The 22,718-nt window shown below is 38.5% G+C and carries 25 protein-coding genes; all 25 read left to right on the forward strand.

Translation table 11 applies throughout. From position 1 onward, the window contains the following. Window positions 1-153: 153 nt before the first annotated feature. Complete coding sequence (locus tag ACSR9A_RS07195) at window positions 154-582, forward strand: ComF family protein (protein WP_473756415.1); 429 nt, start codon at window positions 154-156, stop codon at window positions 580-582. Window positions 583-701: 119 nt separating this feature from the next. Next, a complete protein-coding gene (locus tag ACSR9A_RS07200; RefSeq protein WP_473756476.1) occupies window positions 702-1,121 on the forward strand; it encodes a flagellar protein in 420 nt (139 codons plus the stop codon). A gap of 109 nt (window positions 1,122-1,230) precedes the next feature. After that, on the forward strand, window positions 1,231-1,518 hold the full coding sequence (gene flgM / locus ACSR9A_RS07205) for a flagellar biosynthesis anti-sigma factor FlgM (RefSeq protein ID WP_473756417.1): 288 nt from the start codon (window positions 1,231-1,233) through the stop codon (window positions 1,516-1,518). 16 nt (window positions 1,519-1,534) lie between these two features. Then, a complete protein-coding gene (locus ACSR9A_RS07210; RefSeq protein WP_473756418.1) occupies window positions 1,535-2,032 on the forward strand; it encodes a flagellar protein FlgN in 498 nt (165 codons plus the stop codon). Window positions 2,033-2,047: 15 nt separating this feature from the next. Next, a complete protein-coding gene (gene flgK / locus ACSR9A_RS07215; RefSeq protein ID WP_473756419.1) occupies window positions 2,048-3,580 on the forward strand; it encodes a flagellar hook-associated protein FlgK in 1,533 nt (510 codons plus the stop codon). Between the two features lie 46 nt (window positions 3,581-3,626). Next, window positions 3,627-4,550: a flagellar hook-associated protein FlgL gene (gene flgL, locus ACSR9A_RS07220; protein ID WP_473756420.1), complete on the forward strand. Its 924-nt coding sequence runs from the start codon at window positions 3,627-3,629 to the stop codon at window positions 4,548-4,550. Between the two features lie 110 nt (window positions 4,551-4,660). Beyond that, window positions 4,661-5,104, forward strand: coding sequence for a flagellar assembly protein FliW (gene fliW / locus ACSR9A_RS07225; RefSeq protein WP_473756421.1), 444 nt, complete (start codon window positions 4,661-4,663; stop codon window positions 5,102-5,104). A gap of 1 nt (window position 5,105) precedes the next feature. Next, entirely contained in the window at window positions 5,106-5,342 is a 237-nt protein-coding gene (csrA, locus tag ACSR9A_RS07230) for a carbon storage regulator CsrA (protein WP_473756422.1), read from the forward strand. Between the two features lie 122 nt (window positions 5,343-5,464). Continuing rightward, window positions 5,465-6,232 carry a flagellin N-terminal helical domain-containing protein gene (locus tag ACSR9A_RS07235; protein WP_473756423.1) on the forward strand — a complete coding sequence of 256 codons (768 nt, stop codon included), beginning with the start codon at window positions 5,465-5,467 and terminating at the stop codon, window positions 6,230-6,232. Between the two features lie 160 nt (window positions 6,233-6,392). Then, window positions 6,393-6,782, forward strand: coding sequence for a flagellar protein FlaG (locus tag ACSR9A_RS07240; RefSeq protein ID WP_473756424.1), 390 nt, complete (start codon window positions 6,393-6,395; stop codon window positions 6,780-6,782). A 16-nt stretch (window positions 6,783-6,798) separates the two neighbouring features. Beyond that, a complete protein-coding gene (gene fliD, locus ACSR9A_RS07245; RefSeq protein WP_473756425.1) occupies window positions 6,799-8,280 on the forward strand; it encodes a flagellar filament capping protein FliD in 1,482 nt (493 codons plus the stop codon). A 14-nt stretch (window positions 8,281-8,294) separates the two neighbouring features. Next, window positions 8,295-8,690, forward strand: a complete 396-nt coding sequence (fliS, locus tag ACSR9A_RS07250; protein WP_473756426.1) for a flagellar export chaperone FliS — start codon at window positions 8,295-8,297, stop codon at window positions 8,688-8,690. Beyond that, window positions 8,687-9,013 (forward strand): flagellar protein FliT, encoded by a 327-nt coding sequence (gene fliT, locus ACSR9A_RS07255; protein ID WP_473756427.1) that lies wholly within the window; start codon window positions 8,687-8,689, stop codon window positions 9,011-9,013. Before fliS ends, fliT begins: the two co-directional genes overlap by 4 nt. Window positions 9,014-9,173: 160 nt before the next feature. Next, window positions 9,174-11,426 carry a motility associated factor glycosyltransferase family protein gene (locus tag ACSR9A_RS07260; protein WP_473756428.1) on the forward strand — a complete coding sequence of 751 codons (2,253 nt, stop codon included), beginning with the start codon at window positions 9,174-9,176 and terminating at the stop codon, window positions 11,424-11,426. A 15-nt stretch (window positions 11,427-11,441) separates the two neighbouring features. Further along, window positions 11,442-13,685: a motility associated factor glycosyltransferase family protein gene (locus ACSR9A_RS07265; protein WP_473756429.1), complete on the forward strand. Its 2,244-nt coding sequence runs from the start codon at window positions 11,442-11,444 to the stop codon at window positions 13,683-13,685. A 171-nt stretch (window positions 13,686-13,856) separates the two neighbouring features. Continuing rightward, on the forward strand, window positions 13,857-14,849 hold the full coding sequence (locus ACSR9A_RS07270) for an SDR family NAD(P)-dependent oxidoreductase (protein ID WP_473756430.1): 993 nt from the start codon (window positions 13,857-13,859) through the stop codon (window positions 14,847-14,849). Between the two features lie 45 nt (window positions 14,850-14,894). After that, entirely contained in the window at window positions 14,895-15,854 is a 960-nt protein-coding gene (locus tag ACSR9A_RS07275) for a CatB-related O-acetyltransferase (RefSeq protein WP_473756431.1), read from the forward strand. 52 nt (window positions 15,855-15,906) lie between these two features. Beyond that, complete coding sequence (locus ACSR9A_RS07280) at window positions 15,907-16,335, forward strand: sugar 3,4-ketoisomerase (protein ID WP_473756433.1); 429 nt, start codon at window positions 15,907-15,909, stop codon at window positions 16,333-16,335. A 1-nt stretch (window position 16,336) separates the two neighbouring features. After that, on the forward strand, window positions 16,337-17,434 hold the full coding sequence (locus ACSR9A_RS07285; RefSeq protein ID WP_473756434.1) for a DegT/DnrJ/EryC1/StrS family aminotransferase: 1,098 nt from the start codon (window positions 16,337-16,339) through the stop codon (window positions 17,432-17,434). Beyond that, window positions 17,424-18,011, forward strand: coding sequence for a GNAT family N-acetyltransferase (locus ACSR9A_RS07290; protein ID WP_473756435.1), 588 nt, complete (start codon window positions 17,424-17,426; stop codon window positions 18,009-18,011). Before ACSR9A_RS07285 ends, ACSR9A_RS07290 begins: the two co-directional genes overlap by 11 nt. Further along, a complete protein-coding gene (locus ACSR9A_RS07295) occupies window positions 18,008-18,244 on the forward strand; it encodes an acyl carrier protein (protein WP_473756436.1) in 237 nt (78 codons plus the stop codon). Before ACSR9A_RS07290 ends, ACSR9A_RS07295 begins: the two co-directional genes overlap by 4 nt. After that, window positions 18,244-18,990 (forward strand): SDR family NAD(P)-dependent oxidoreductase, encoded by a 747-nt coding sequence (locus tag ACSR9A_RS07300; RefSeq protein ID WP_473756437.1) that lies wholly within the window; start codon window positions 18,244-18,246, stop codon window positions 18,988-18,990. The genes ACSR9A_RS07295 and ACSR9A_RS07300 overlap by 1 nt, the downstream gene beginning before the upstream one ends. Next, the gene (locus ACSR9A_RS07305; RefSeq protein WP_473756438.1) at window positions 18,987-20,393 is read left to right on the forward strand and encodes an AMP-binding protein; all 1,407 of its coding nucleotides are present in this window, start codon (window positions 18,987-18,989) and stop codon (window positions 20,391-20,393) included. The genes ACSR9A_RS07300 and ACSR9A_RS07305 overlap by 4 nt, the downstream gene beginning before the upstream one ends. After that, entirely contained in the window at window positions 20,383-21,456 is a 1,074-nt protein-coding gene (locus ACSR9A_RS07310) for a LuxE/PaaK family acyltransferase (RefSeq protein WP_473756439.1), read from the forward strand. Before ACSR9A_RS07305 ends, ACSR9A_RS07310 begins: the two co-directional genes overlap by 11 nt. 16 nt (window positions 21,457-21,472) lie before the next feature. After that, entirely contained in the window at window positions 21,473-22,705 is a 1,233-nt protein-coding gene (locus ACSR9A_RS07315; RefSeq protein WP_473756440.1) for an acyl-CoA reductase, read from the forward strand. Window positions 22,706-22,718 lie beyond the last annotated feature (13 nt).

Here is a 22,718-nt window from a genome sequence, read left to right on the forward strand (position 1 = left end):
AGCAAGGAAATGCGAGAGCTTTTAGCCAGATATAAATATCGGGGAAATGAGACTCTGGAGCCGTATATAGGACAGATGTTGATGTCTCCTCTGACTGGGATGACGCTTGAATTAACGGGCCGGCTAGGGATTTACACGGGCAGCAGGGATTTTTTGGCTCAAAGACACTTTGATAGGCGGGGATTTTCCGTTTGGGATGCAATTACCTATGTGCCTGTTAGCACAGAACGTGCGGAGGAACGAGGATTCAACCAAGCAGAAAGACTGGCGAGAATCGTATCGCGCCAAACTCAAATTCCTCTGATGCATTTATTGGAGCGTAACCGCCATTCAGCTAAACAAAGCTTTAAGACCCGCTCGGCCCGCATGCAGGATATGGAGAGTCTTTTCGCTGCTAAACCGTTGGTTGTGGAGAAGCTTCTATTAGCAAATCCACGGAAAGAAAATCAACATACACTGCGACTGCTGCTCGTGGACGACATCTATACAACGGGAAGCACGATTCAAGCTTGCTCGGAAGCTCTGCAAAAAGCAAGCCCAACATGTATCGATATTTATGCTCTAACATGGGCGAGATCCTAATTGGAATCTATCACTTTTTTCCAGTTCATTAAGATTACTAGTGAAATTATTGTTTGTTTCAGCTAGAATAGATCTAATCATAACTTCAAAAGGTAGATCAGGGAGGTCGGAAATTAATGATGAATTTAGATAATTGTCCACGCTGCGGCAAGCTGTTCTCCAAGAACTTTCGTGACGTCTGTCCGGCTTGCATTAAAGAAATAGATAAAGAGTATGAGCTTTGCTCCGATTATTTGCGTAAAAACAAAGGCACAAATATAAATGATTTATCCAATGAAACGGGAGTATCCGTCCGCCAGATTACGAAGTTTGTTCGAGAAGGACGAATTTCGATTATTAATGCGCCAAATATGTCCTATCCGTGCGAGGTATGCGGTACGTTTATACGGGATAACAATATGTGCGATAGCTGTAGATCTCGTTTAATTAGCGATACAGGGAAGATGCGCAATGAGGATGCCAGAAGGGCTGAGGAGCTGGAAGCGCAGAAGGCTAACCAGAACATTTACAAAGGGATAGATCGCTATAAGGATCGTTAGAATTTATTAATATTTGTCAATCGTCGATATAACTATAAATTTCTTGGGGAATAAGCCGATAATACTGTTAAAGGTTATCGGCTTATTAGCATGTGTCCAAATAAATGAGGTGAATAAATTGAAGATAAATGAACCTGGTCGTATCCACTCGATTAACCAGTACCAGAAGAAGAATGACATGGCAGTGAATAATGCCAATAAGAAGCAGAAGAAGGATGAGGTGCAGATCTCAGCCGCCGCGAAGGAGATGCTCTCTACGAGTCAGACGAATAGCCCCGAACGCGCTAAGCAAATTGAGAGCTTGAAGCAGTCCATAACATCTGGAACGTATCACGTTGATTCAGGCAAGCTGGCTGAGAAGCTGCTTCCTTACTTCAGCAACAATCCAAGTGAATGAGGATAGGTGAACGGAGATGTCTCTTGAGTTAATTGCAGATACTCTGCAGCAGCAGTTAAAGCTTTATAGAACCCTGTTGGAAATTGAACAGAGTAAGAAGGACATGATTATTCAGAATGATGTTCTGCAATTAAATGTACACACTCAGAAGCAGAAGCTGCTTGTTGCAAAGGCAGAAGAGCTTGAGCGTATGCGAACCCAGCTGACCTCCCGTTATTTTAAAGATATCGGTTTTAGAATCCGCAGCGGTATTTTAGCTGAGCTGATTCGCTCCGTCACTGATCCTGTCATCAAATCCCAGCTAATGGAGATGCACGGTCAGCTCAATACGGTATTGGCTCAGCTTAAGGAAGCAAGTACTTTAAACCAGCAATTAATTAATCAATCGTTGTCTTTTCTGGATTTTTCAATCAGCCTGATGATGGATGACCCGAATGAGGATCTTGTCTATCAGCATCCGATGAATCAATATCCAGGCAGTAAGCGCAATGGATTATTTGATAGTAAAGCTTAAGGAGGAGACAAGCAGATGACCTCAACTTTTCATTCATTAGAGACATCGAAGCGAAGCTTGATTACACAGCAGGTCGCTTTGACTACACTCAGTCATAACATTGCAAACGCCAACACAGAAGGATATACACGGCAAAAAGTTACAATGGTGGCAACTCGTCCAATGGAAGCCTATGGCATGACGAAATCCACAGCACCAGGTCAAATCGGAACGGGTGTCGAGTATACATCTATTACACGTATTCGCGATGCTTTTCTGGATGCGCAGTACCGTGATCAATCGGATATTGCTGGAACAACGGCTGTGCAGATGGATACGCTGAGCAAACTTGAATCCTTTGTGAATGAACCTTCGGACACGGGTATTCGTACCGTATTGTCGGATTTCTGGAATGCTTGGTCAGATCTCAGCAAAGATCCAGAAAATGTAACGGCTCGCGAGATACTTGTAGAACGTACTCAAGCACTAACCGATACCTTTAATGGTCTTAGCAAGCAACTGTCCGATCTTGATACTGACATTAATATGACGATCGACACCTCGGCGGAGCAAGCCAATTCCATGATGAACTCCATCGCGGCGTTGAACGACCAAATTAAAAAAATAGAATCGCTTGGCGACAATGCCAACGACCTTCGCGACCAGCGTGATTTGTTAACGGATAAATTGTCCAAACTCGTCAATGTTACCGTTACGGATACAGAGGATGGTTATACCATTAATATGGGAGGTGCAAACCTCGTTACTGGTGGAGAAACGACACCTCTAACGGCTCTTTCGCTGGAGCAGTCCTATAATAATGGCACTCTGACTGGCGGAGAGGTTCACGGGATGTTTGTATCTTTGGATACAGTTGCTGAATTTGTCGGGCAGTTGGATACACTTGCTAATACGATTGTGAACGGCAAGTTCGATGTTACCATTCCTAAAGGCTCTGTCTTGCCGGGAACAACGGTACCTACAACTGCCGATCAAGTGATGACGGTCGACGGTATCAATGGGCTGCATCAGCTTGGATATACACTTGGCAATCCGGCTGCTGCTGGACAACCGTTGTTTACGATAAAAACAGGATCTACAACGTTAACTGCGGCAAGCATCCAAATTAACTCCGACATTGCTGCAGACTCAAACCTAATTGCTTCTTCCATGCGAACAACAACAGATGGTGCAGGTGTTACCACAGTCATAAAAGGCAATAACACTTTAGCGCTGCTCATGTCTCAAATGACCGAAGCAAAGTTCTCCTTCGATGAGACGGCTACTGGTGGCGGAATAAAGGAAGCTACATTAGGAGATTTCTACAGCGCCTTGGTAGGTGCGCTAGGAGTTAAGAGCCAATCAGCTGCCCGGGAAAACTCCAATGCGGAAGCCCAACTGGCTCAAGTAGATGGAAGCCGGATGTCTACTAGCGGTGTTTCCTTGGATGAGGAAATGTCCGATATGATTAAATATCAATATGCTTACAGCGCTGCAGCTCGTTTTATGACGACGTTTGATGAGATGCTGAACAAGCTGATTAATAATACGGGTGTAGTGGGTCGTTAATTTTAATTAGAATAATACTTTTCTCTAAACAGGGAGGTTTTAAGTAATGGCTCTTCGTATTACACAAGGTATGATGCATGCTCAGCTTACACGAAATATCAGCAAAAATTTAAATAAAATGGCGGATATTCAGAATCAGTCTTCCACTGGTATGAAGCTGCATAAGGCGTCTGATAATCCAGTAGGGATAACCTATTCCCTTCGCTATCGTACTGAGCTTGGCTCAAATGATCAGTATGAGAAAAATACAGACCAAGCTTTGTCTTGGTTGGATTATACGGATAGCGTTATTAACCAAGCGGGCGACGTTTTGCAGCGGGTTAAGGAGCTTGCAACCCAAGCGGCTAACGGTACTAATCCTCAGGAAGCGCTTGATGCCATTAAAAGTGAAATTGCTGAGTTGAAAACTCAGTTGGTTGATATTGCAAATAGTAAGTTTAACGGCAAGTATATTTTTAATGGTGAGAAGTTTAATGAGGTTCCTTTCGATACGTCAGCAGCTGGTTTTGATGCTAAAAATATTGTTACCGATACAGAAAGCGTTGAATATGCTTTAGGTGCCAATGTAACGGTGGGAATCAGCTTGACAGGAAATTCGGTATTTGGAGATGCAGATCCAGCTGGAACTGGCAACAATGTGTTTTCAGTCCTGGATCGCCTGATGACGGCTATGACTCCTCCAACTACAAGTTACGATGCTATTTCAAATGAAATTCCCAATATTGAAACGAGCATGGATCGGATGCTTAATGGCCGTGCTGCTATTGGAGCTAAAGTTAACCGGGTTGAGTTGATGCAAAATCGAATCGCAGACTTTAAATTAAGTCTTACAGACATGCAATCCAAAGTTGAGGATGCTGATCTGGAGCAGGTGCTTATTGATTCGACTACAGCGCAAAATATTTATCAAGCTTCATTATCCGTTGGGGCAAAGGTTATCAGCAAATCATTAGTAGACTTTTTAAGTTAATCTCATTAAGTTAGCATGATCACAAGAAGAAAAATAATGTAGAAGCTATGGAATCAGCAACGATGCCGTAGCTTCTTCATTTTTAAATAAAGGGAGCGGAGTTGAGCATAATGATAGTAGAAACAACGCGGTTCGGAGCACTTGATTATAGTCCGGAGCAGGTCATTTCATTCGTAGTGGGTATTCCGGGTTTTAAGCAGTATGACAAATTTATGATTGTTGGCATAGAAGATAGTCCTTTTCAGTATTTGCAGTCATTGGAGGATGGCGAGTTAGCCTTCATTATCGTATCGCCATTTGAGTTCGTTCCGAATTATGAGTTTGATTTATCAGATCAGGTAAAGGATGAACTTGAGATTACGGATGGAGAGAGCTTGGAAATCTATAATATTGTAAGAGTACCGGAAGAGCTGTCATCAGCTACGATTAATTTACTTGCTCCTATTATTATGAATAGGACGAAGCAAACGGCGGTACAATATATTTTGCCAAATAGCCCCTATTCCATTCAGCATCAGCTGTTCAGTGACGATTCGAAGACAGGAGGGGAATAGAATGCTGGTGCTTTCAAGAAAAAAAGGAGAATCCATTCTAATCGGTGAGCATATTGAGCTTACCGTCCTGGAGGTAGTGGGAGATACGGTGAAGTTAGGCATTAAAGCGCCTAAGGAAGTGGAACTTTTAAGAAAAGAGCTATATGTCTCTGTTGAAAATATGAACATGAATGCGGGGCAATCGGTTATTACGGCCAGCGAACTGAAAAATCAATTCAAAAATCTTAAAAAAAATTGATTTGGCTATAAACTCTTGGTTAAATATGCCGATAACTATAATAGAGCAGGATGAGCTTCACAGCTTAATCGGCTAACCACAAGGATGTGGGACTAAATAACCATTTCAGGGAGGAAACAACAATGCGTATTAATCACAACATCACAGCTTTGAACACTCACCGTAACATGACTTTGAACAACGCTGCTGCAGGTAAGAACATGGAGAAACTATCTTCTGGTCTTCGTATCAATCGTGCGGCTGACGATGCTGCTGGTCTGGCAGTATCCGAAAAAATGCGTGGTCAAATCCGTGGTCTTGAGCAAGCTCAAAAGAACGTTCAAGACGGTGTATCCTTCGTACAAACAGCTGAGGGCGCAATGAACGAAGTTAGCTCCATGCTGACTCGTATGAAAGAATTGAACGTACAGAAGCTGAACGACACTTACAGCTCCGGCGACAAAGCTAACATTGACGTTGAGTTGAACGAGTTGGGTTCGCAAATCACAAGCATCATGAATGATACTAAATTCAACGGAATGAATATTACTAGCGGTGCTACAATTCAATCCGATGATAATGCGCAAACGATTTCTATCGCAAGCATTAGCACTTCAGGTTTCAGCTCGCTTTCAAGCACTAGCAGTCTTTCCACAGTTGAAGCAGCTATTAAAAGTGTTTCCACTGAGCGCGCTAAACTTGGTGCTGTTCAAAACCGTTTGGAGTACACTTCCAACAACCTGGGTACAACTGTTGAAAACCTGACTGCTTCCGAATCCCGTATTCGTGATACAGACATGGCTAGTGAAATGGTTAAGCTTACGAAGAACAACATTCTTCTTCAAGCTTCCCAATCGATGCTTGCTCAAGCAAACTCGCAACCACAAGGCGTTCTGTCCTTGCTGCAATAATCGTTGCTCTGAGCGGAGAGGCCTTAGATTATCTAGGGCCTCTTTTTCTATAATTAAATGAAGAAATAGGATTGAAATAACGGTCTAAGGCTAATAAAATATGTGCTTCAATCCGATATTAAATATAGATAACCAATTTCATTTGAGGTGGGGAATGAAGATGAATATTTCATCTGTAAATACCACAGCGGGCTATACATCAGATAAGGCGGCAGGAGCCGCTCCAATAAAGCCGATTACAGGAGCCATTGGTGCAATATCTGGTCCTGGCACTACAATCGACGGATTTTCACAAGTAGCTTCTATTCAGGGTGATGACCAGCAGCTTACGAAGAGCGTTGATCGAGTTATAGAATCGCTTAGTGGGCCAGAGACAACTGTGGATCGCTCCGTACACGAAGAGACGAACCATATTATTTATAAAATTCGTAATAAGGATACGGGCGAAGTTATACGTGAAATCCCCGAAGAAAAGCTGCTAGATATGGCAGCTAAACTGATGGAGCTAAATGGTATTATCAATGGGATTTTAATCGACGAGAAGATTTAGAAGGAGGGGAATATTCATGGCAAACAGAATTACGGGTCTAGCCTCTGGTATGAACGTTGATGATTTAGTCAAGGAAATGATGAAGGCTCGCCGGACAAGTTACGATAATATGATCAAAAAACGCACGAAGCTGGAGTGGCAGCAAGAAGATTACCGGTCAATGAGTAGTAAAATTGTTGATTTCCGGAACAATAAACTATCCTCTTTTAATAAGGATTCAGCCATCAGTGCGAAAACATCGCAGGTTAGTGGAGATACGAATACACTGACTATCAATGCTACAGGCTCTACAGCGAATGGCTCTTTAAATGTAACGGTAGACAAGGTTGCTACAACTGGAAATAGTGTGTATACTTTTTCTGCTGCTGATAAAGGCAAGACCTTGGAAGATTTGGGATTTACTTTATCTGGAGCGGGCTCAAGTACAGTTAACGTTACAATCAACAATCAAACAATCAAAGTAAACAAAGATGCGAAGCTAAGTGATCTTGCAACAGCTATTAGCTCAAATGCAAGCACGCTTAAGGCAACAGCTCTATACGATTCGGCATCGGGGCAGTTCTCTATTTCTGCTACACAAACTGGTGAAAACCAATTGTCGTTACAAGACAACGTATTCACTTCCCAAACTCCGACAGGTGGACAAAATGGTACAGATGCAGAAGTGAAAATAAATGGTATCAGCTATAAACAGGCAAGCAATCGCTTTGCAGTTAATGGATTTGATTTTACAGTTAAAGCACAGTCATCATCAGCAGTTGCTACAACGATTTCTGCTGTACAGGATACAACTAAAATTATCGATACAATTAAATCGTTTATAACGGAGTATAATAGTTTAATTGGATCAGTTAATTCTGAGCTGTCTGAGGCAGTTAACCGCACTTATAAGCCATTGACTGCTGAAGAAAAAAAGGAAATGACCGATGATGAGATTAAGACATGGGAAGAAAAAGCTCGTAGTGGAACGTTGCGTAATGATAGCACACTCAGTACTATGCTTTCCGACTTCCGTATTGCGGCTACCTCGTTAGTTGCTGGAATTGTAGATGGTAATGGAAAAAAGATATCGATTGGAATAACAACTGGAACTTATACCGAAAAAGGTAAGCTAGTACTTGATGAAAGTAAACTTAGAACGGCGCTAGAGACTGATCCTGACAAAGTTATCAGCCTTTTCACTGCTAGAAGTACAGATACTTCACCCGGCAGTTCGACATCGGGAGTATTTGCCAAGATGACTACATCTTCAATGACAGCGTTGAAAAGTATGTCTACCAAAGCCGGAACTTCTTTAGTTAGTTCAGACTCTAGCGCAGCTTTCCTTGAGAGCTCACTCATTAGCGCGCAGCTTCGTACTATGAAAGATCAGGAAAGCCGGATGCTTTCCAGGCTTAATAGTATCGAAAATCAATATTTCAAGCAATTTAGTGCAATGGAAAAAGCAATCAGCAGCTTTAATACACAGTCATCTGCATTATCAAGTTTTACCAGCTAAAGGAGTGAGCCGGATTGTTAAACTCGCCGTATCAAATTTATCAGCAGTCCTCTGTTCAGACAGCGACACCTGGTCAGCTAATTATTATGCTGTATGAAGGAGCCATCCGCTTTACAAAAGCGGCAATTGACGGCTTGGAAAAGAAAAATTACGAAGCTACTAACAAAAACTTGAAAAAGGCACAGGCAATTATTCATGAACTGACAGCCTCATTGGATAACAATTTCGAAATTTCCAAAGAGCTTTCACGTATTTATGAATATATGCTGCATCTTTTAATAGAAGCCAATATGAAAAAAAATATAGCCGCAGCTAAGGAAGCGCTGGGGTATTTGCAGGAATTTCGTGATACATGGAAGCAAGCGATGTTAGCTGCTGCAAATGATGCACCAACAGGAGCTCCTCGATGATATCATCCTTGCAGTCTCTATATGATCAGACTCTGTATATAGCAGAACATATTCAAGAGACGAACTATGAAGAGTTAGTTGAATTTAGTGATTTTAGGCAAGAAGTGATTGTTGAATTGCAAAAGCAAACCCAGGTATCAGAAGAGATGATTGCGGTCATTCGTTTGATTGGCGAGTATGATAATACCATCATGGAACGTATGCAAGATTTGCAGAATGAAGCCGCTGCAGGTCTGAATAAAATCAAAATGCACCGAATACAAAAGCAGAAGTATGAACAAGGTTATTCGGTGGAGAGCTATTTTATTGACTATAAAGAGTAGGTATTCCTTTTATATGATAATGTATTTAAAAACCGTCGGGATGGTACTCTGACGGTTTATATTTTTCCAACAAAAAAATCCACTTTATGTTGTTATAAAAAGAAAGGGATTTTCATCTGATAACAAGCTTTATAATTATTAAAGTGAGGAGATTAGAATTATGGAGCAGCAGTGGGAGATAGAAGATACTTTTGAGGACATCAGCCTGTTTTTGCCTAAGTTGATTGCTGCCTCCGAAACGGTTCAGGATGCATTATACCAGCCAATTAAAGAGCCGTTTTGGGCCATGTTTGCTGATATAGTAGAAGGTGTAGATGACTTGTATCGTACTTTAAATACAATTGACAACCACCTTGTAGAGAATGGTGGTCTTTGCGTGACTCACGAAGTAATACAACGGTTTTCATCAGAACTTGGGAGCAGTTTTCAGCGACTTAATCGACATATGGACGAAGAAGACTATATTAGTGCTGGAGACAGTATGGGATTCGAACTAATCCCACTACTTCAACAGCTTCTATTGGAGTTGGGAGGTGAAGGGGCAAGATCGTATCAGGAAAAGTTGTTTAATAAAAATTTGAAGTATTTATCTGAGAAATATCCTGTAGTATTCGAGCAGATACATAAATTAAAAAGAAATAAAGTAAAATATCAACTGATGAATGCCAGGAATGGACAGCCTAATTTATGTATAGTTGATGAAGAGAACAAACCAACTTACTTATATAGTAAATATGATCCTAACAACGAAATTTTTCATTGGGTGAATCACATACGAGAAAAAGTCCATAACAAAACAGATATTATTATTTATGGAGTAGGATTTGGCTATCATCAATTAGCATATGCCCAAGCGTTTCCAGAGAATCACTTGCATTTTTATGAGCCTGATGAGCAGATATTAATAGAAGCAATGCATGTTGTAGAATTAATAGAGCTTCTTGATTTACCAAATGTAAAAAGCTTCACTGTAGGAGGCGGAGCAGTTACAAGGCATAGTATGCTGTACAGATTTTTAAAGTATTTAAAAGGAGATCCGGCTGTTATAGCACTGCCTGTTTATGAGAAAATTATGAAAGAAGCAGTATATGAATTCAGTAACGATGCTAAAATCACTATAATGAATTATAGCAGTTCGTATTACATGTATGAAAGATTCGGTATGGAGTGGATTGAAAACAGTATGTATAATTTGCCGGCCACACTTAACAGTCCATCAATACATAATTTAAAAAATCGTTTTGAAAAGGTTCCAGCCGTCATTGTTGGAGCAGGGCCTTCACTTACAGCAGATATTGATTATCTAAAAAGTTTAAAAAGTCATGCTTTTATTATTGCTGCTGGTTCATCTATTCAGTCCTTACTGCATTATGGTATTACGCCACATTTAGTAGTTAGTATGGATGGAGCTGAGGCAAACTACGAAGCCTTTAAAAATTTGAATATAGCAGGAGTTCCTTTGCTATACACTCCTCAAGTTAAATATCGGATACTAGAGGGGAAATCTGATTTGTTGTTACATGTTCATTTTAATAATGATTCTGTAACTAAATATTTTTTGAAGCCTACGGAGGATGAACCTGTTTTTTCCTCAAGTCATTCTGTCACGGGAACAGCAATTCAAGCAGCAGTCTACATGGGCTGTAAAGAAATTATTTTTGCAGGACAAGATTTGTCATATTCTCAAGACGCAATGTATGCTCCAGGAGCAAGACATATTACCCAACAATACGTTGAAAAAACACTAGCAGCAGCGAATCTAATGGTTGAAAATGTGGAGGGTTCATATAATCGAACGAATAAGGTTATGAAACTCATTTTAGCAGACATAGAAGATTTTTTAGCAGCATTGCCTGATATTCATTTTGTAAATACTTCCCGCAGCGGTGCTCTTATCCAACATACGAACTTTGAAGCTATGGAGAGTGTTTTAGGACGGTTGCAAAAAAACAAATTAGATAGTCACTTCTTTATCAAAGAAGTTGAAAAATTAACTGGTTACCCTCAAGAAAGAGTTAAACAAGCCACAGAAGCAATTGCAAGGCTGCCTCAGGAAATGTTTGCTTTTGAAGAGCGGTTAAAGCGCATTAGAAGAAATATTGATAAAGCCGTTGAGTACAGCCGGAAAAATCAGAGAAAAAGCTTAGCAGCCATTGATGCAATTGATAATGATTGGAAGGAATTGGTGACCAGCATGCCGTTTAGGGCATTTTGTTTTATGTTATTCCGTAATGAACTGAATGAGTTTGAGCGAGATTTACCCGAATTGGCTAATGAAGAAAATATTATTAAAAAATCGGGTTTGGCTCATACTATTTTGCTGCCGCTGGTCTCAAAAATAACTAAAAAGATTCCGGATTTAAAAGAAGTTATAGAAGGAACTATAAGAAGGTTAGAGGGATACAAAGGATAAGCAAAGGGGATTGTAATGAATAAATCTTTAACTGTTGAAGACTATATTGAAGATATTATACCATTTCTGCCCAAACTTATAGAGGCTTGTGAGTCCGTAGCTCCTCTATTTCATGGACCGGAAATTGAACCTGCGTGGGCTTCTTTTGGAGACCTTGTAGATGGAATGGACGATCTGTATAGAGCCCTACAATCTATTCAAAAAGAGCTGGGGGGTTCATTGATATATAGTGGACTGAACCTAATAATTGAATACGTATTAAATCAGTTTAAACAGAGATTTCAGCTTTTAAATCAATGTATAGATGATGAAGATTATATTGGTGCTGCTGATAGTATTCAGTTTGAGCTTCTGCCCCTTTTTAGACGATTAAAGGCTGAGCTTGGAGAGGAACACTCTGTTCAAGAGAAACGGTTTGCCGCTAATATGAATTTTTTAAAAAAAGGATATCCTGAAGTTCATGCCCAATTGTATTTTTTAACCATAGACTCCTCTACATACCGAATAGAGCATAGTAGAGATGGTGATGCCAATTTATCTATTTTGAAAGAAAAAGGGAATAAGCTTCGGTTTTACATATCTCATAATTTAGAGCTTAGAGTAAACCAATGGTCGAATGAATTATTGGGAAAGTTTTCGAGCGATAAAGAGGTTATTGTGTATGGCTTTGGACTTGGGTATCACATTACGGCTTTTGTTCATTCTTATCCTGAACTGCCACTTTTTATTTATGAGCCAGACCCGCAAATTTTGTTGATAGCCCTTCGAATAGTTGATTTGGAGAAGTTATTTACTAAAGCAAATGTTGTAGGATTTGAACTGTCTGTCGCTAAAGAGCGGCGAAAAGAAATATTTATGCGTTCAATAATTCCAACGCGAGAGCACCCGGTTATCGTCGTAACTCCAACATATGAAAGCTGGTTTGCATCAGAGAAAACAGATTTTATGAGGGAAGCTGAAATGGCTTACTATAACTATGCAAATCATGTTCATATCTATGAACGGTTAGGTATGGATTGGGTTAGAAATGGATTATACAATATGCCAGCTCTATTACAGTCTCCCCCTATATCTCAGATGAAGAAAGCTTTAATTAATAAAACGGTCATTATTGTTGGGGGAGGTCCTTCATTAGAAATGGACCTTGATCACTTGGGAAAAATAAAGGATCATGCTGTTATTATTGCAGCGGGCTCAGCAGCCCAAACTCTGTTGCATCATCATATTAAACCCCATCTTATCGTGTCTATGGATGGTGCTGAAGTGAATGTTCAGGCTTTTAAACATTTGGATCTTTCATCTATTCCAATGTTATTCTCGCCTACAATTCATTATCAAGTTTTGGAGTCGCTTCAACAGGAAATGCTACTTCATTTGTTTGTTGGGAGTGACTGGGTTTCAAAATATTTTCTAGGGCTTGGATTGGAAGATCCCGTCTTACAATCGAATCATACGGTAACAGGAACGGCTATTCAAGCTGCTGTGTATATGGGTTGTAAGGAAATTATTTTTGTGGGACAAGATTTCTCTTATCCTAACAATAGAATGTATGCCGCTGGAACGAAGCATATTACAGAAACGGATATCGCTAGAACGCTAGATGGCGCAAATGTAAAAGTAGAGAATGTGATGGGGACGCTTAATTGCACCACATATACACTGGCACTTGCTCTTGCAGATATTGAGAATTTACTGGCTAGTACTTCAGATGTTCGTTTAATTAACACTTCACAGAATGGGGCGAAAATCAAACACACGCAATGGGAGACGCTAGAAGCGGTTTATGTAAGGCTACAGAGTAATACTGTGGTTGGGAATGAATTTGCCTTACAGCTTAAAGTGGCAGAAAAATATGGGAATAAACGAAAGAAGGAAATAGTAAGCAAATTATCCGATTTGCCGCAAAGTGTATTTAATTGCTCTCAAGCGTTAAATGTTATATTGAAAAACATTAAAAAGCTTGGTCAGTATGGTGAAATGCAACTCGACAAATGTGTAAGCACAATAGATGAAATTGATAATAAATGGGAGTTTGTTGTTAATTGTGACGCTTTCAATGGATTATACATACAATCGTGCCGAGTAGAAATTGAACTATTCCAGTATCAACTTCACCGCTTATCGGAAGCTCGCAATATTAAGCAGCAAATAGCTTTTTACCAGGAGTATATGTGGCCCTTAGTGAAAAAGATGTCCAGTCAGACAGATACTTTGACTGAAATTGTAACAGAGCTTCAACAGCGTTTAACCCAAGTATAGGTGGGTAAATTATGTAAGCATTACAATGAAAAATCATAAAGAAGAAGGACTGCATGGGTACAAATTCCTTGCGGTCCTTCTTATAAATTAAGAGCAAGCAACCGATATACATAGTAGAGAGGCAAACAAAGATAGGCTATGTGTAAAGGTGAAAATGAGGTGCTTGGGTAAATGTATAATAATAAGAAAATTTTAATTACAGGTGGAACGGGGACAATAGGCTATCACTTGACTAAACATTTGCTTGCCTACGATCCAAGCGTAATTCGAATATTTAGTAGAGATGAATATAAACAGTATCAAATGAGCCAAGATTTTCACGAGCATCAAGATAAGATGCGTTATTTAATCGGAGATGTAAGAGATGAACAACGATTGCTGAGAGCGTTAGAAGATATTGATTTTGTGTTTCATCTCGCTGCAATGAAGCATGTACCGTTTTGTGAATATAATCCGTTTGAGGCTGTGCAAACGAATGTTATTGGGACACAAAACGTCATCCAGGCCTCCATTCAGGCTGGTGTGAAAAAGGTGTTATTTACTAGCTCTGATAAGGCGATTTCGCCAACAAATACATACGGTGCTACTAAGTTAATGGGAGAAAGGCTGATTTCGGCAGCAGAAAATCAGAAGGGCTCCAAGCAAACCGTATTTTCTTCCGTTAGATTCGGAAATGTTATGGGTTCCAGAGGCTCTGTCATTCCATTATTCAAGCAGCAGATTGTAAGAAAAGAAGATATTACTGTAACAGACAAAGAAATGATTCGTTATATGATGACCCCTAGTCAGGCAATTCACTTAATATTAGAAGCTAATCTCATGGCAACAGGTGCCGAAATATTTGTGTTAAAAATGCCTTTAATTAGAATTACAGAATTAATTGAAGTTATGCTAGAAGAGCTTGATCCTTCCGGAGAAGTAAAAATTAAAGAGATTGGACTGCGACCGGGAGAAAAAATGAGGGAAGAGCTTATGACAGAGGATGAGCTGCAGAAGGTGGTGGAAAATGAAAAAATGTATATCATTCCTTCTCCATACAGAAAAAATTATGAATTAAGCAAACTTAGTTTGAACTTAGATCGGCAAAATATTGATTTTATTGAAAACGAATTGATTACTAAAGAAAAGCTGAAAATATGGCTTCTTAATGAGGATCTCATTTAATTATATAACTAAGTAATAAGATTAATTTTTGACGGAGGTGGGCTGATGATTGAGTATATATTGGAAAAACTAGTAGATGAGAATTTGAAAATCTCCAATAAAAAAATAATAATATTTGGAACAGGTAGAGGTGCAAAGCTAGTTTTGTCTGGTTTGATTGGAATGAATCTTAAGTGTATGTATTTTATAGATAATAATAAAGCCTTATGGGATGAGTTATTTAAAGGAACTGAAATAGTTATAAGAAATCCGGAATTTTTAAAAAAAGAAAATTTGGAAGAAGTTATGGTTCTTATAGCTAGTTCGTACTATTTAGAAATAAAACCTCAACTGGACGAAATTGGTTTGAATGAAGATGAAAACTACATCCCTATGATCCCTTATTATAGTGAAGAAAATATAGGGGTTTCCGGTAATAAAGCTGCGGCTAGTATCCAGTGTGTTAATGGAGTTGAAATCGGAAAATATACATATGGTTATGAAAGATTATGTTATGATGGAACATTGCTAAAACGTGTAGGAGCATTTTGCTCTATTAATAAGACGGTACAAATTGCCGCAATAAATCATCCGACTGAGTATATCACTACACATCCATTACTTTATACAGATCCGAATAATATAATTCCTGACTCTGAGAATGTTCCTGGGTTGTTGAACACTGAGGATGTCAAGGAGCTTCATTCCATTTCAAATAATGGTGAAATCATCATTAAAAATGATGTCTGGATTGGTGCAGGGGTATGGATTCTTCCATCTATTACTATAGGGAATGGTGCAATTATAGCAGCTGGAGCTGTAGTAACGAAAGATGTTCCGGATTACGCGATTGTAGGTGGGGTCCCTGCAAGGATAATAAAATACCGTTTTGATCAAGAGAAAATTGATTTGCTTCTTGCATCTGAATGGTGGAGCTGGACTGATGAGGAAATAAAAAAGAATGGTGCTCATTTTAGTAATAATGATTCTTTTTTTGAGATGATAGGTCAGGCTGCCATTGTATAAGATTTGTGATGAGTTTGTATAGTAACTTAAATATTAGCTATGGGGTGAGAATGTGAATGAGCTAAAACCTTATTACTTTATCGATCTTAAAGAGCACACAGATGGCAGAGGTTCACTAATTGCTGTTGAAAATAATGCAGATGTCCCTTTTGAAATTAAGAGAGTATACTATTTATATAATTTACAAAAGGAGCATCCTCGTGGTTTTCATGCCCATAGAGAGTTAGAGCAAATCATTGTTTGTTTAAACGGTAGCTTCACAATGGTTTTAGAAGATGCATTTTCTCGGAACAAGCTTGTTTTGAATAACTGTTCTAAGGCTTTGTATATCGGCAACAATATCTGGAGAGAAATGCATGACTTTTCAGATGACTGTATTATTATGGTGCTTGCAAGTATGAAATTTAATGAAGAGGAATATGTAAGGGATTACGTGGATTTTTGTTTGATGGTGAATAAATTTACGGAAGAGGTCAGCTGAAATGATATCTTTTTTGAATTTGAAAGATATTAATCTAAGATTTAAAGATGACATCCTAAATAAGACGGAACAGTTTTTGAATAAAGGTTGGTACATTCTTGGTGACTATGTCAAAGAGTTTGAAAGTGATTTTGCAGCTTTTTGTGGGACCAAGCATTGTATAGGTACTTCAAATGGCCTGGACTCACTCTTGCTTTTATTAAAGGCATACGGTATAGGAGAAGGGGATGAGGTAATTGTTCCTTCTAATACCTTTATCGCTACGATTTTAGCTGTAAGCAGTGCTGGTGCCAAGCCTGTATTAGTAGAACCTGAGCTTACGTCATATAATATAGATTGTAATCTAATTGAAAAAGCAATTACTAAAAATACAAAGGCAATAGTTGCGGTTCATTTATACGGACAGTTATGTAATATGGAAAAAATAAAGAAAATTGCTGATACCTACAATTTAATTGTTATGGAAGACGCTGCACAAGCTCATGGAGCCATGAATGGCGGAAGGCGTGCTGGGAATTTAGGCGATGCAGCGGGCTTTAGTTTTTTTCCAGGTAAGAATTTAGGTGCTTTAGGGGATGCTGGAGCTATTACGACGAATGATGATGTTATAGCCGAAAAGGTTAAATCACTTCGCAATTACGGATCTCTTGCAAAGTATGAATTTGAATATAAAGGATTTAATAATCGTCTCGATGAATATCAAGCCGCTATTCTTCAAATAAAGCTCCCATACTTGGATCTGGATAATGAGAGAAGAAGAGAAATTGCGGCTTATTATAGAGCTAATATCAGCAATGAGAATATCTTATTACCTAAGGTTGTTAACGGCGAGGAAATAAGCCACGTATGGCATTTGTTTATTATTCGGACGCAAAATCGAGAGCAGTTGAAGAGTTTTTTGGAGGAGAACGGTATTCAAACACTCATTCATTATCCGATTCCTCCACACAAGCAGAAATCATATGTCGAACTATCGGATATGGATTTTCCGATAAGTGAAAAAATTCATTTGGAAGTGTTGAGTTTACCACTTAATCCGATACTTTCTGATCAAGAAGTTAGATATATTGTGGATGTGATCAATCGTTATGAATCTTAATGAAATCGTTTCTTTTTATCGTAGCACACCTGTTGAAGGAGAGTTCGTTAGATTACTTCCATATACAGAGCAATTCAATACGAAAGTAGTAGAGTTGAGAAATACAGCAAGAGCAAGGTATTATTTGAATCAAACTTTGGAGTCCTCCATTGAGGGGCAGCAAAAGTGGGACAAAGAATATATAAGACGTTCAAATGATATTTATTGGATGATCGTCGACCGTGAAAGTCGTGTATTGGGTACGACTTCATTGTACGATATTGATATGGTTAAGGGAGTCGCTGAAAAAGGGAGACTGGTTACTGATGAATCATTAGTCGCTGGGAAACCCTACGTTCTTGAAGCGGAACTACTGCTTATGAATACTGCCTTTCGTCATTTAGGTTTGAAATCGATTATTACAACGGTAAGACATGATAACATGAAAATGCAATCTATTAATTATCGTTTTGGTTTTAAAGAATTAAAGAGAAAAGAAATGAATAATGTAGAGTACATTGTGTATAATCTAATCAAAGATCAGTTTAACGAAAAAAAATTACAAGATATTTTATACCACTGGAGGAACAGAAAATGAGTGAACAAAGAGTAAAAGAAGCATTTGTAGAGGCTTTGGAGATTGCTGAGGAGAAGATTACGGATCAATTGGAATATAATTCGCTACCTGAATGGGACTCCATTTCACATATGGCATTGATTGCTGCTTTGGAAGAGAAATTTAACATTATGCTGGATACCGAGGATGTAATTGATATGAGTAGTTATGGTAAAGCAAAAGAAATTCTTTTGAAATATGGAGTGGAGTTTTAATGTTTTTATTATCCGATAAAGTGGCTTGGATAACAGGAGCCTCAAAAGGGATTGGGAAAGAAACGGCTAGAACCTTTGCGGAAGCCGGTTGTCATTTAATTATTAGTTCTCGCAATGCTGATGCATTAACAGAATTAAAGGGGGATTTAGAATTAACTTATAAAGTTAAAGTGATCTCGATTGCTTATGATGTCATGGATTCGAAGCAAATAAGTGCTGCTGCGAATGAAATTAGTAAAACTTTTGGTAAATTGGACATTTTGGTAAATAATGCCGGAATTATGAGAGATAGTTTGATAGGTATGATTAGAGATGAAGATATTCAAGAATTATTTAATACGAATGTCAGCTCTTTGATTCATCATATCCAGATGGCATCACGTCTAATGAGACGTAATAAAGGTGGGGCTATTATAAATATTAGCTCGATTGTAGGCAGATTTGGAAGTCCGGGACAGACTGTATATTCTGCTAGCAAAGCGGCGGTAATAGGACTGACACATTCTTCGGCAAAAGAGCTAGGCCCATATCAGATAAGGGTAAATGCAATTGCTCCTGGATTCATTCAAACGGATCTAGTATCAGGGTATCGAGAAGATAAGGTCAGCTCAATATTAAGTAGTATACCGTTAAGAAGACTAGGAGAGCCTCATGATGTTGCTAATCTGGCTCTTTTTTTAGCTAGTCCAGCATCCTCTTACATTAACTCGCAAGTAATAGGAATAGACGGGGGGATGATCCTTTGAGTTTTTGGAATTTGCCGGAAATAAATCATACAGTATTGTATGATGAGATTAATAATAGTGAAGTGAGCTATAAGGAACTGCAGTTGAGCATAAATGATTATAAAGAATTATGGGGGAAACATTTTAATAGAAAAACCTTAGGATTTATACTTTGTGAAAATAATAAACAATCAATTATATGTTATTTAGCCGCATTGCAAGCCAAGCATGCGGCTACTCTTGTAGATGCTAACATAAATGAAGGTTTGATTGACAAACTAATTCATTCCTATTACCCAGACTGGATTATGGGTCCCAGAAGTTTGTACGCTATTTTCGAGAAGAGTTATACTGTTGTAGTGGAACATGATGAATACTTTATAGCAATAAAAAGCGAAATGCAAGATTTGGAAATATATGAGGACTTAGCGTTGCTGCTCCCGACTTCTGGATCAACGGGCTCTCCTAAATTAGTACGCCTTTCTTATGGAAATTTATCTAGTAATGCGAATTCGATTGTGGAATATCTGAAAATTTCACCCGAAGACATAGCGATTACTTCGCTACCTATGTATTATTCTTATGGACTATCGGTTATAAATACTCATTTGGCGGTAGGCGCGAGTATAGTGCTGACAAAGAAAAGTGTAGTATCAAGAGAGTTTTGGAATTGTATGGACGCTTATAAAGTGAGTTCTTTTTCTGGAGTTCCTTATACTTACCAAGTGTTATGCCGATTAGGTTTAGATAAGATGAATACCCCGCATATCAAATATTTTACACAAGCTGGTGGGAGAATAAATCCTGATATAGCTGAGAAAATAGCGGCGCATGCTTTTGATAACAATCAATCGTTCACAATTATGTACGGTCAAACAGAAGCTACTGCTAGAATAAGCTATCTCCCCTTTGAAAAGTTTGAATCGAAGAGAAAATCAATTGGAATCGCTATACCTGGTGGTAGAATAGAAATTGATTCTCAGACAGACGAGTTAATTTACTATGGTAACAACGTCATGCTTGGTTACTGCAATGATCGAACTGATTTAAACCTAGGTGATGAGTTGAAGGGTGTACTATTTACTGGTGATATAGCTATGCAGGATGAAGAAGGATATGCCTATATTATTGGGAGAAAGAAAAGAATTATTAAGTGCATGGGAATAAGGGTGAATATGGATGAGATCGAAAAACAACTAGAGCAGGTCGTTGATAAAGATGTGGCTTGTTTAGGAACCGACGATCAATTGCTTGTGGTTATATCTAATGATAACGATTATGAAAAAATTAAATTATATCTTTCAAAAACCTATAAATTTCATCATAGCATGTATAAAATAGTGACACTCCCTAATATTTTTTACACGAATGCAGGCAAGAAGGATTATGGGAGAATGAAAGAGGTGTTACTCCATGCTGAATGATGTTGTGTTTAATGCAAATCCCTATTTATTAAAAAAGGAAGAAAAGTCAGCTATTAATAATGTTATATGGAATCAATTAACAGAGTGGCATCGGGCAGAGTCAAACTCGGCATATGCTCAAATTGTCCAGAAATTATTTAAGTCAAGCAGGGAATCGAATATTAGTGAAATTCCGTTTATTCCTGTGCAGCTATTCAAAGAGCTTGAACTAAAGTCTGTTAGAGAAGATCAAATTATTAAAGTTTTAGAATCAAGTGGGACGACTTCCGCGAAGAAGTCTAAAATATATTTGGATAAAGAAACCGCGCTAAGGCAGACTAAGGCATTGTCTACTATTGTTCAATCCTTTATAGGCAATAAACGTATGCCAATGATTATTGTTGATAGTGAAAGCACTTTGAAGAATAGAAGATCATTTTCAGCGAGAACAGCGGCTATATTAGGCTTCTCCACATTTGGGAGAGATCACTTCTTTCTACTAAATGATAATATGGAAATAAAGTGGGATGAATTAAAAGAATATCTAGCGAAATATCAAAATGAAAGCTTTTTGCTATTCGGTTTTACTTATATTATTTGGAACTACTTGTGCAAAGAATTGTTGGCAAAAAATATTGAATTGGATTTAGAATCTAGCATACTCATCCATGGCGGTGGATGGAAAAAATTTGAAGAAGAGAAGCTTGAGCGGGCACAATTTAATAAAATGCTGAAGCAATTATTGAATATTCCACACGTTCATAATTATTATGGCATGGTTGAACAGGTAGGCTCAATCTTTTTTGAATGCGAACATGGTGTACTCCATACACCAGACTATGCAGATATAATCATTAGAGACCCTTACACTTTAGAAATTATGCCATTTGGGAAAGAGGGATTGATTCAAACTCTAAGTACCCTTCCTAAAAGCTACCCTGGACATAGCCTGCTAACAGAGGATGTAGGAGTTATACATGGAGAGGATATTTGTGCATGTGGAAGGAAAGGGAAGGTATTCACTGTGCTAGGAAGATTACCGGCCTCGGAAGTAAGAGGTTGTAGTGATACCTTTACAACATAAAAATAGGAGACTAAAGATGGATTTCATACATCCCGAAAGCTCGTCGGAAGAATGGGTAGGTAAGATACAAGAAGTTTTTTCTAAGGACACCTTAATACCCTTTGATTCAACTGTAATAGGGTTTGCTGTAGAGCTATCTCGACAGCTATTACAAGATAAATCATTTAGGAAATATCCAGAAATGGTTGCACTTGGGTATTGGCTCAGGCGCTCAAATCTTATGAAGTTAAAAGAAGAATTGGAATTACGAAATACTAACCTAATCTATAAGGGTAGAGGTACTGCACTTCATTTTGCTCCAGCTAACGTCGATACCATATTTGTATATTCATTTATTATTTCTCTACTTAGTGGTAATTCCAATATTATTAGACTTTCCTCGAGAAGAAGCGAAGTATTGGAATTATTAGTGGAGGGTATTGTAGCTATTCTAAAAAAAGAGGACTTCATAGAAATAGCTTCCCGTTTATGTATAATAAGATATGATCATTCGGAAGAGATTTCGAGAAAACTATCAGAATGCTGCCATATAAGAGTAATATGGGGTGGAGATCAGACGATTCAGGCTATTAGATCCATTCCTTTGAATCCCCTAGCAACAGAGGTTGCCTTCGCCGACAGATTTTCCAGTGCGGTATTCCTTGCTTCGGGCATTCTTTCGGCAGATCAGGGTGAGTTAAGATCGTTTGTAGCAAAGTTTATGAATGATGTCACTTTATTTGGGCAGCAAGCTTGCTCATCACCTAGGCTTATTTATTGGGTTGGTACTGAAGAAGATGTTAGGGAAGCCAAGGAACGATTCTGGATGTATTATAAAGTGGCATTTGAGGAGAAGCAAAGTCCATATAATCCAGCAGATTTAATTAAAAGAATGACAAGTTCCTTTATTTATTCTGCGAGTGAAGACGTAGGGAATGTGGATTTGTTAGAACATAATGATATAGCCGCTATTATTGATTTAAACGTTGTCAACAACCAAGTGAAAGCTTTACATACCGGACTGGGGTTATTTCTACAAAAAGAACTGAGAGACTTAGATAGTCTTGCAAGTTCGTTTGAAGACAAAGACCAGACTCTATCATATTACGGTTTAAATAAAGAGCAAATAGATAAATTAGCCTACCTAGCATGCAGAAGAGCAATTGATCGAATAGTACCTGTAGGCAGTGCTTTAGAATTTACGCCAATATGGGATGGCATGGACTTGTTCGAAACCTTCACAAGAAAAGTTTTTGTTAAATATTTATAAACGGGGGAATTAG

The organism is Paenibacillus sp. R-74696 (assembly GCF_055814915.1).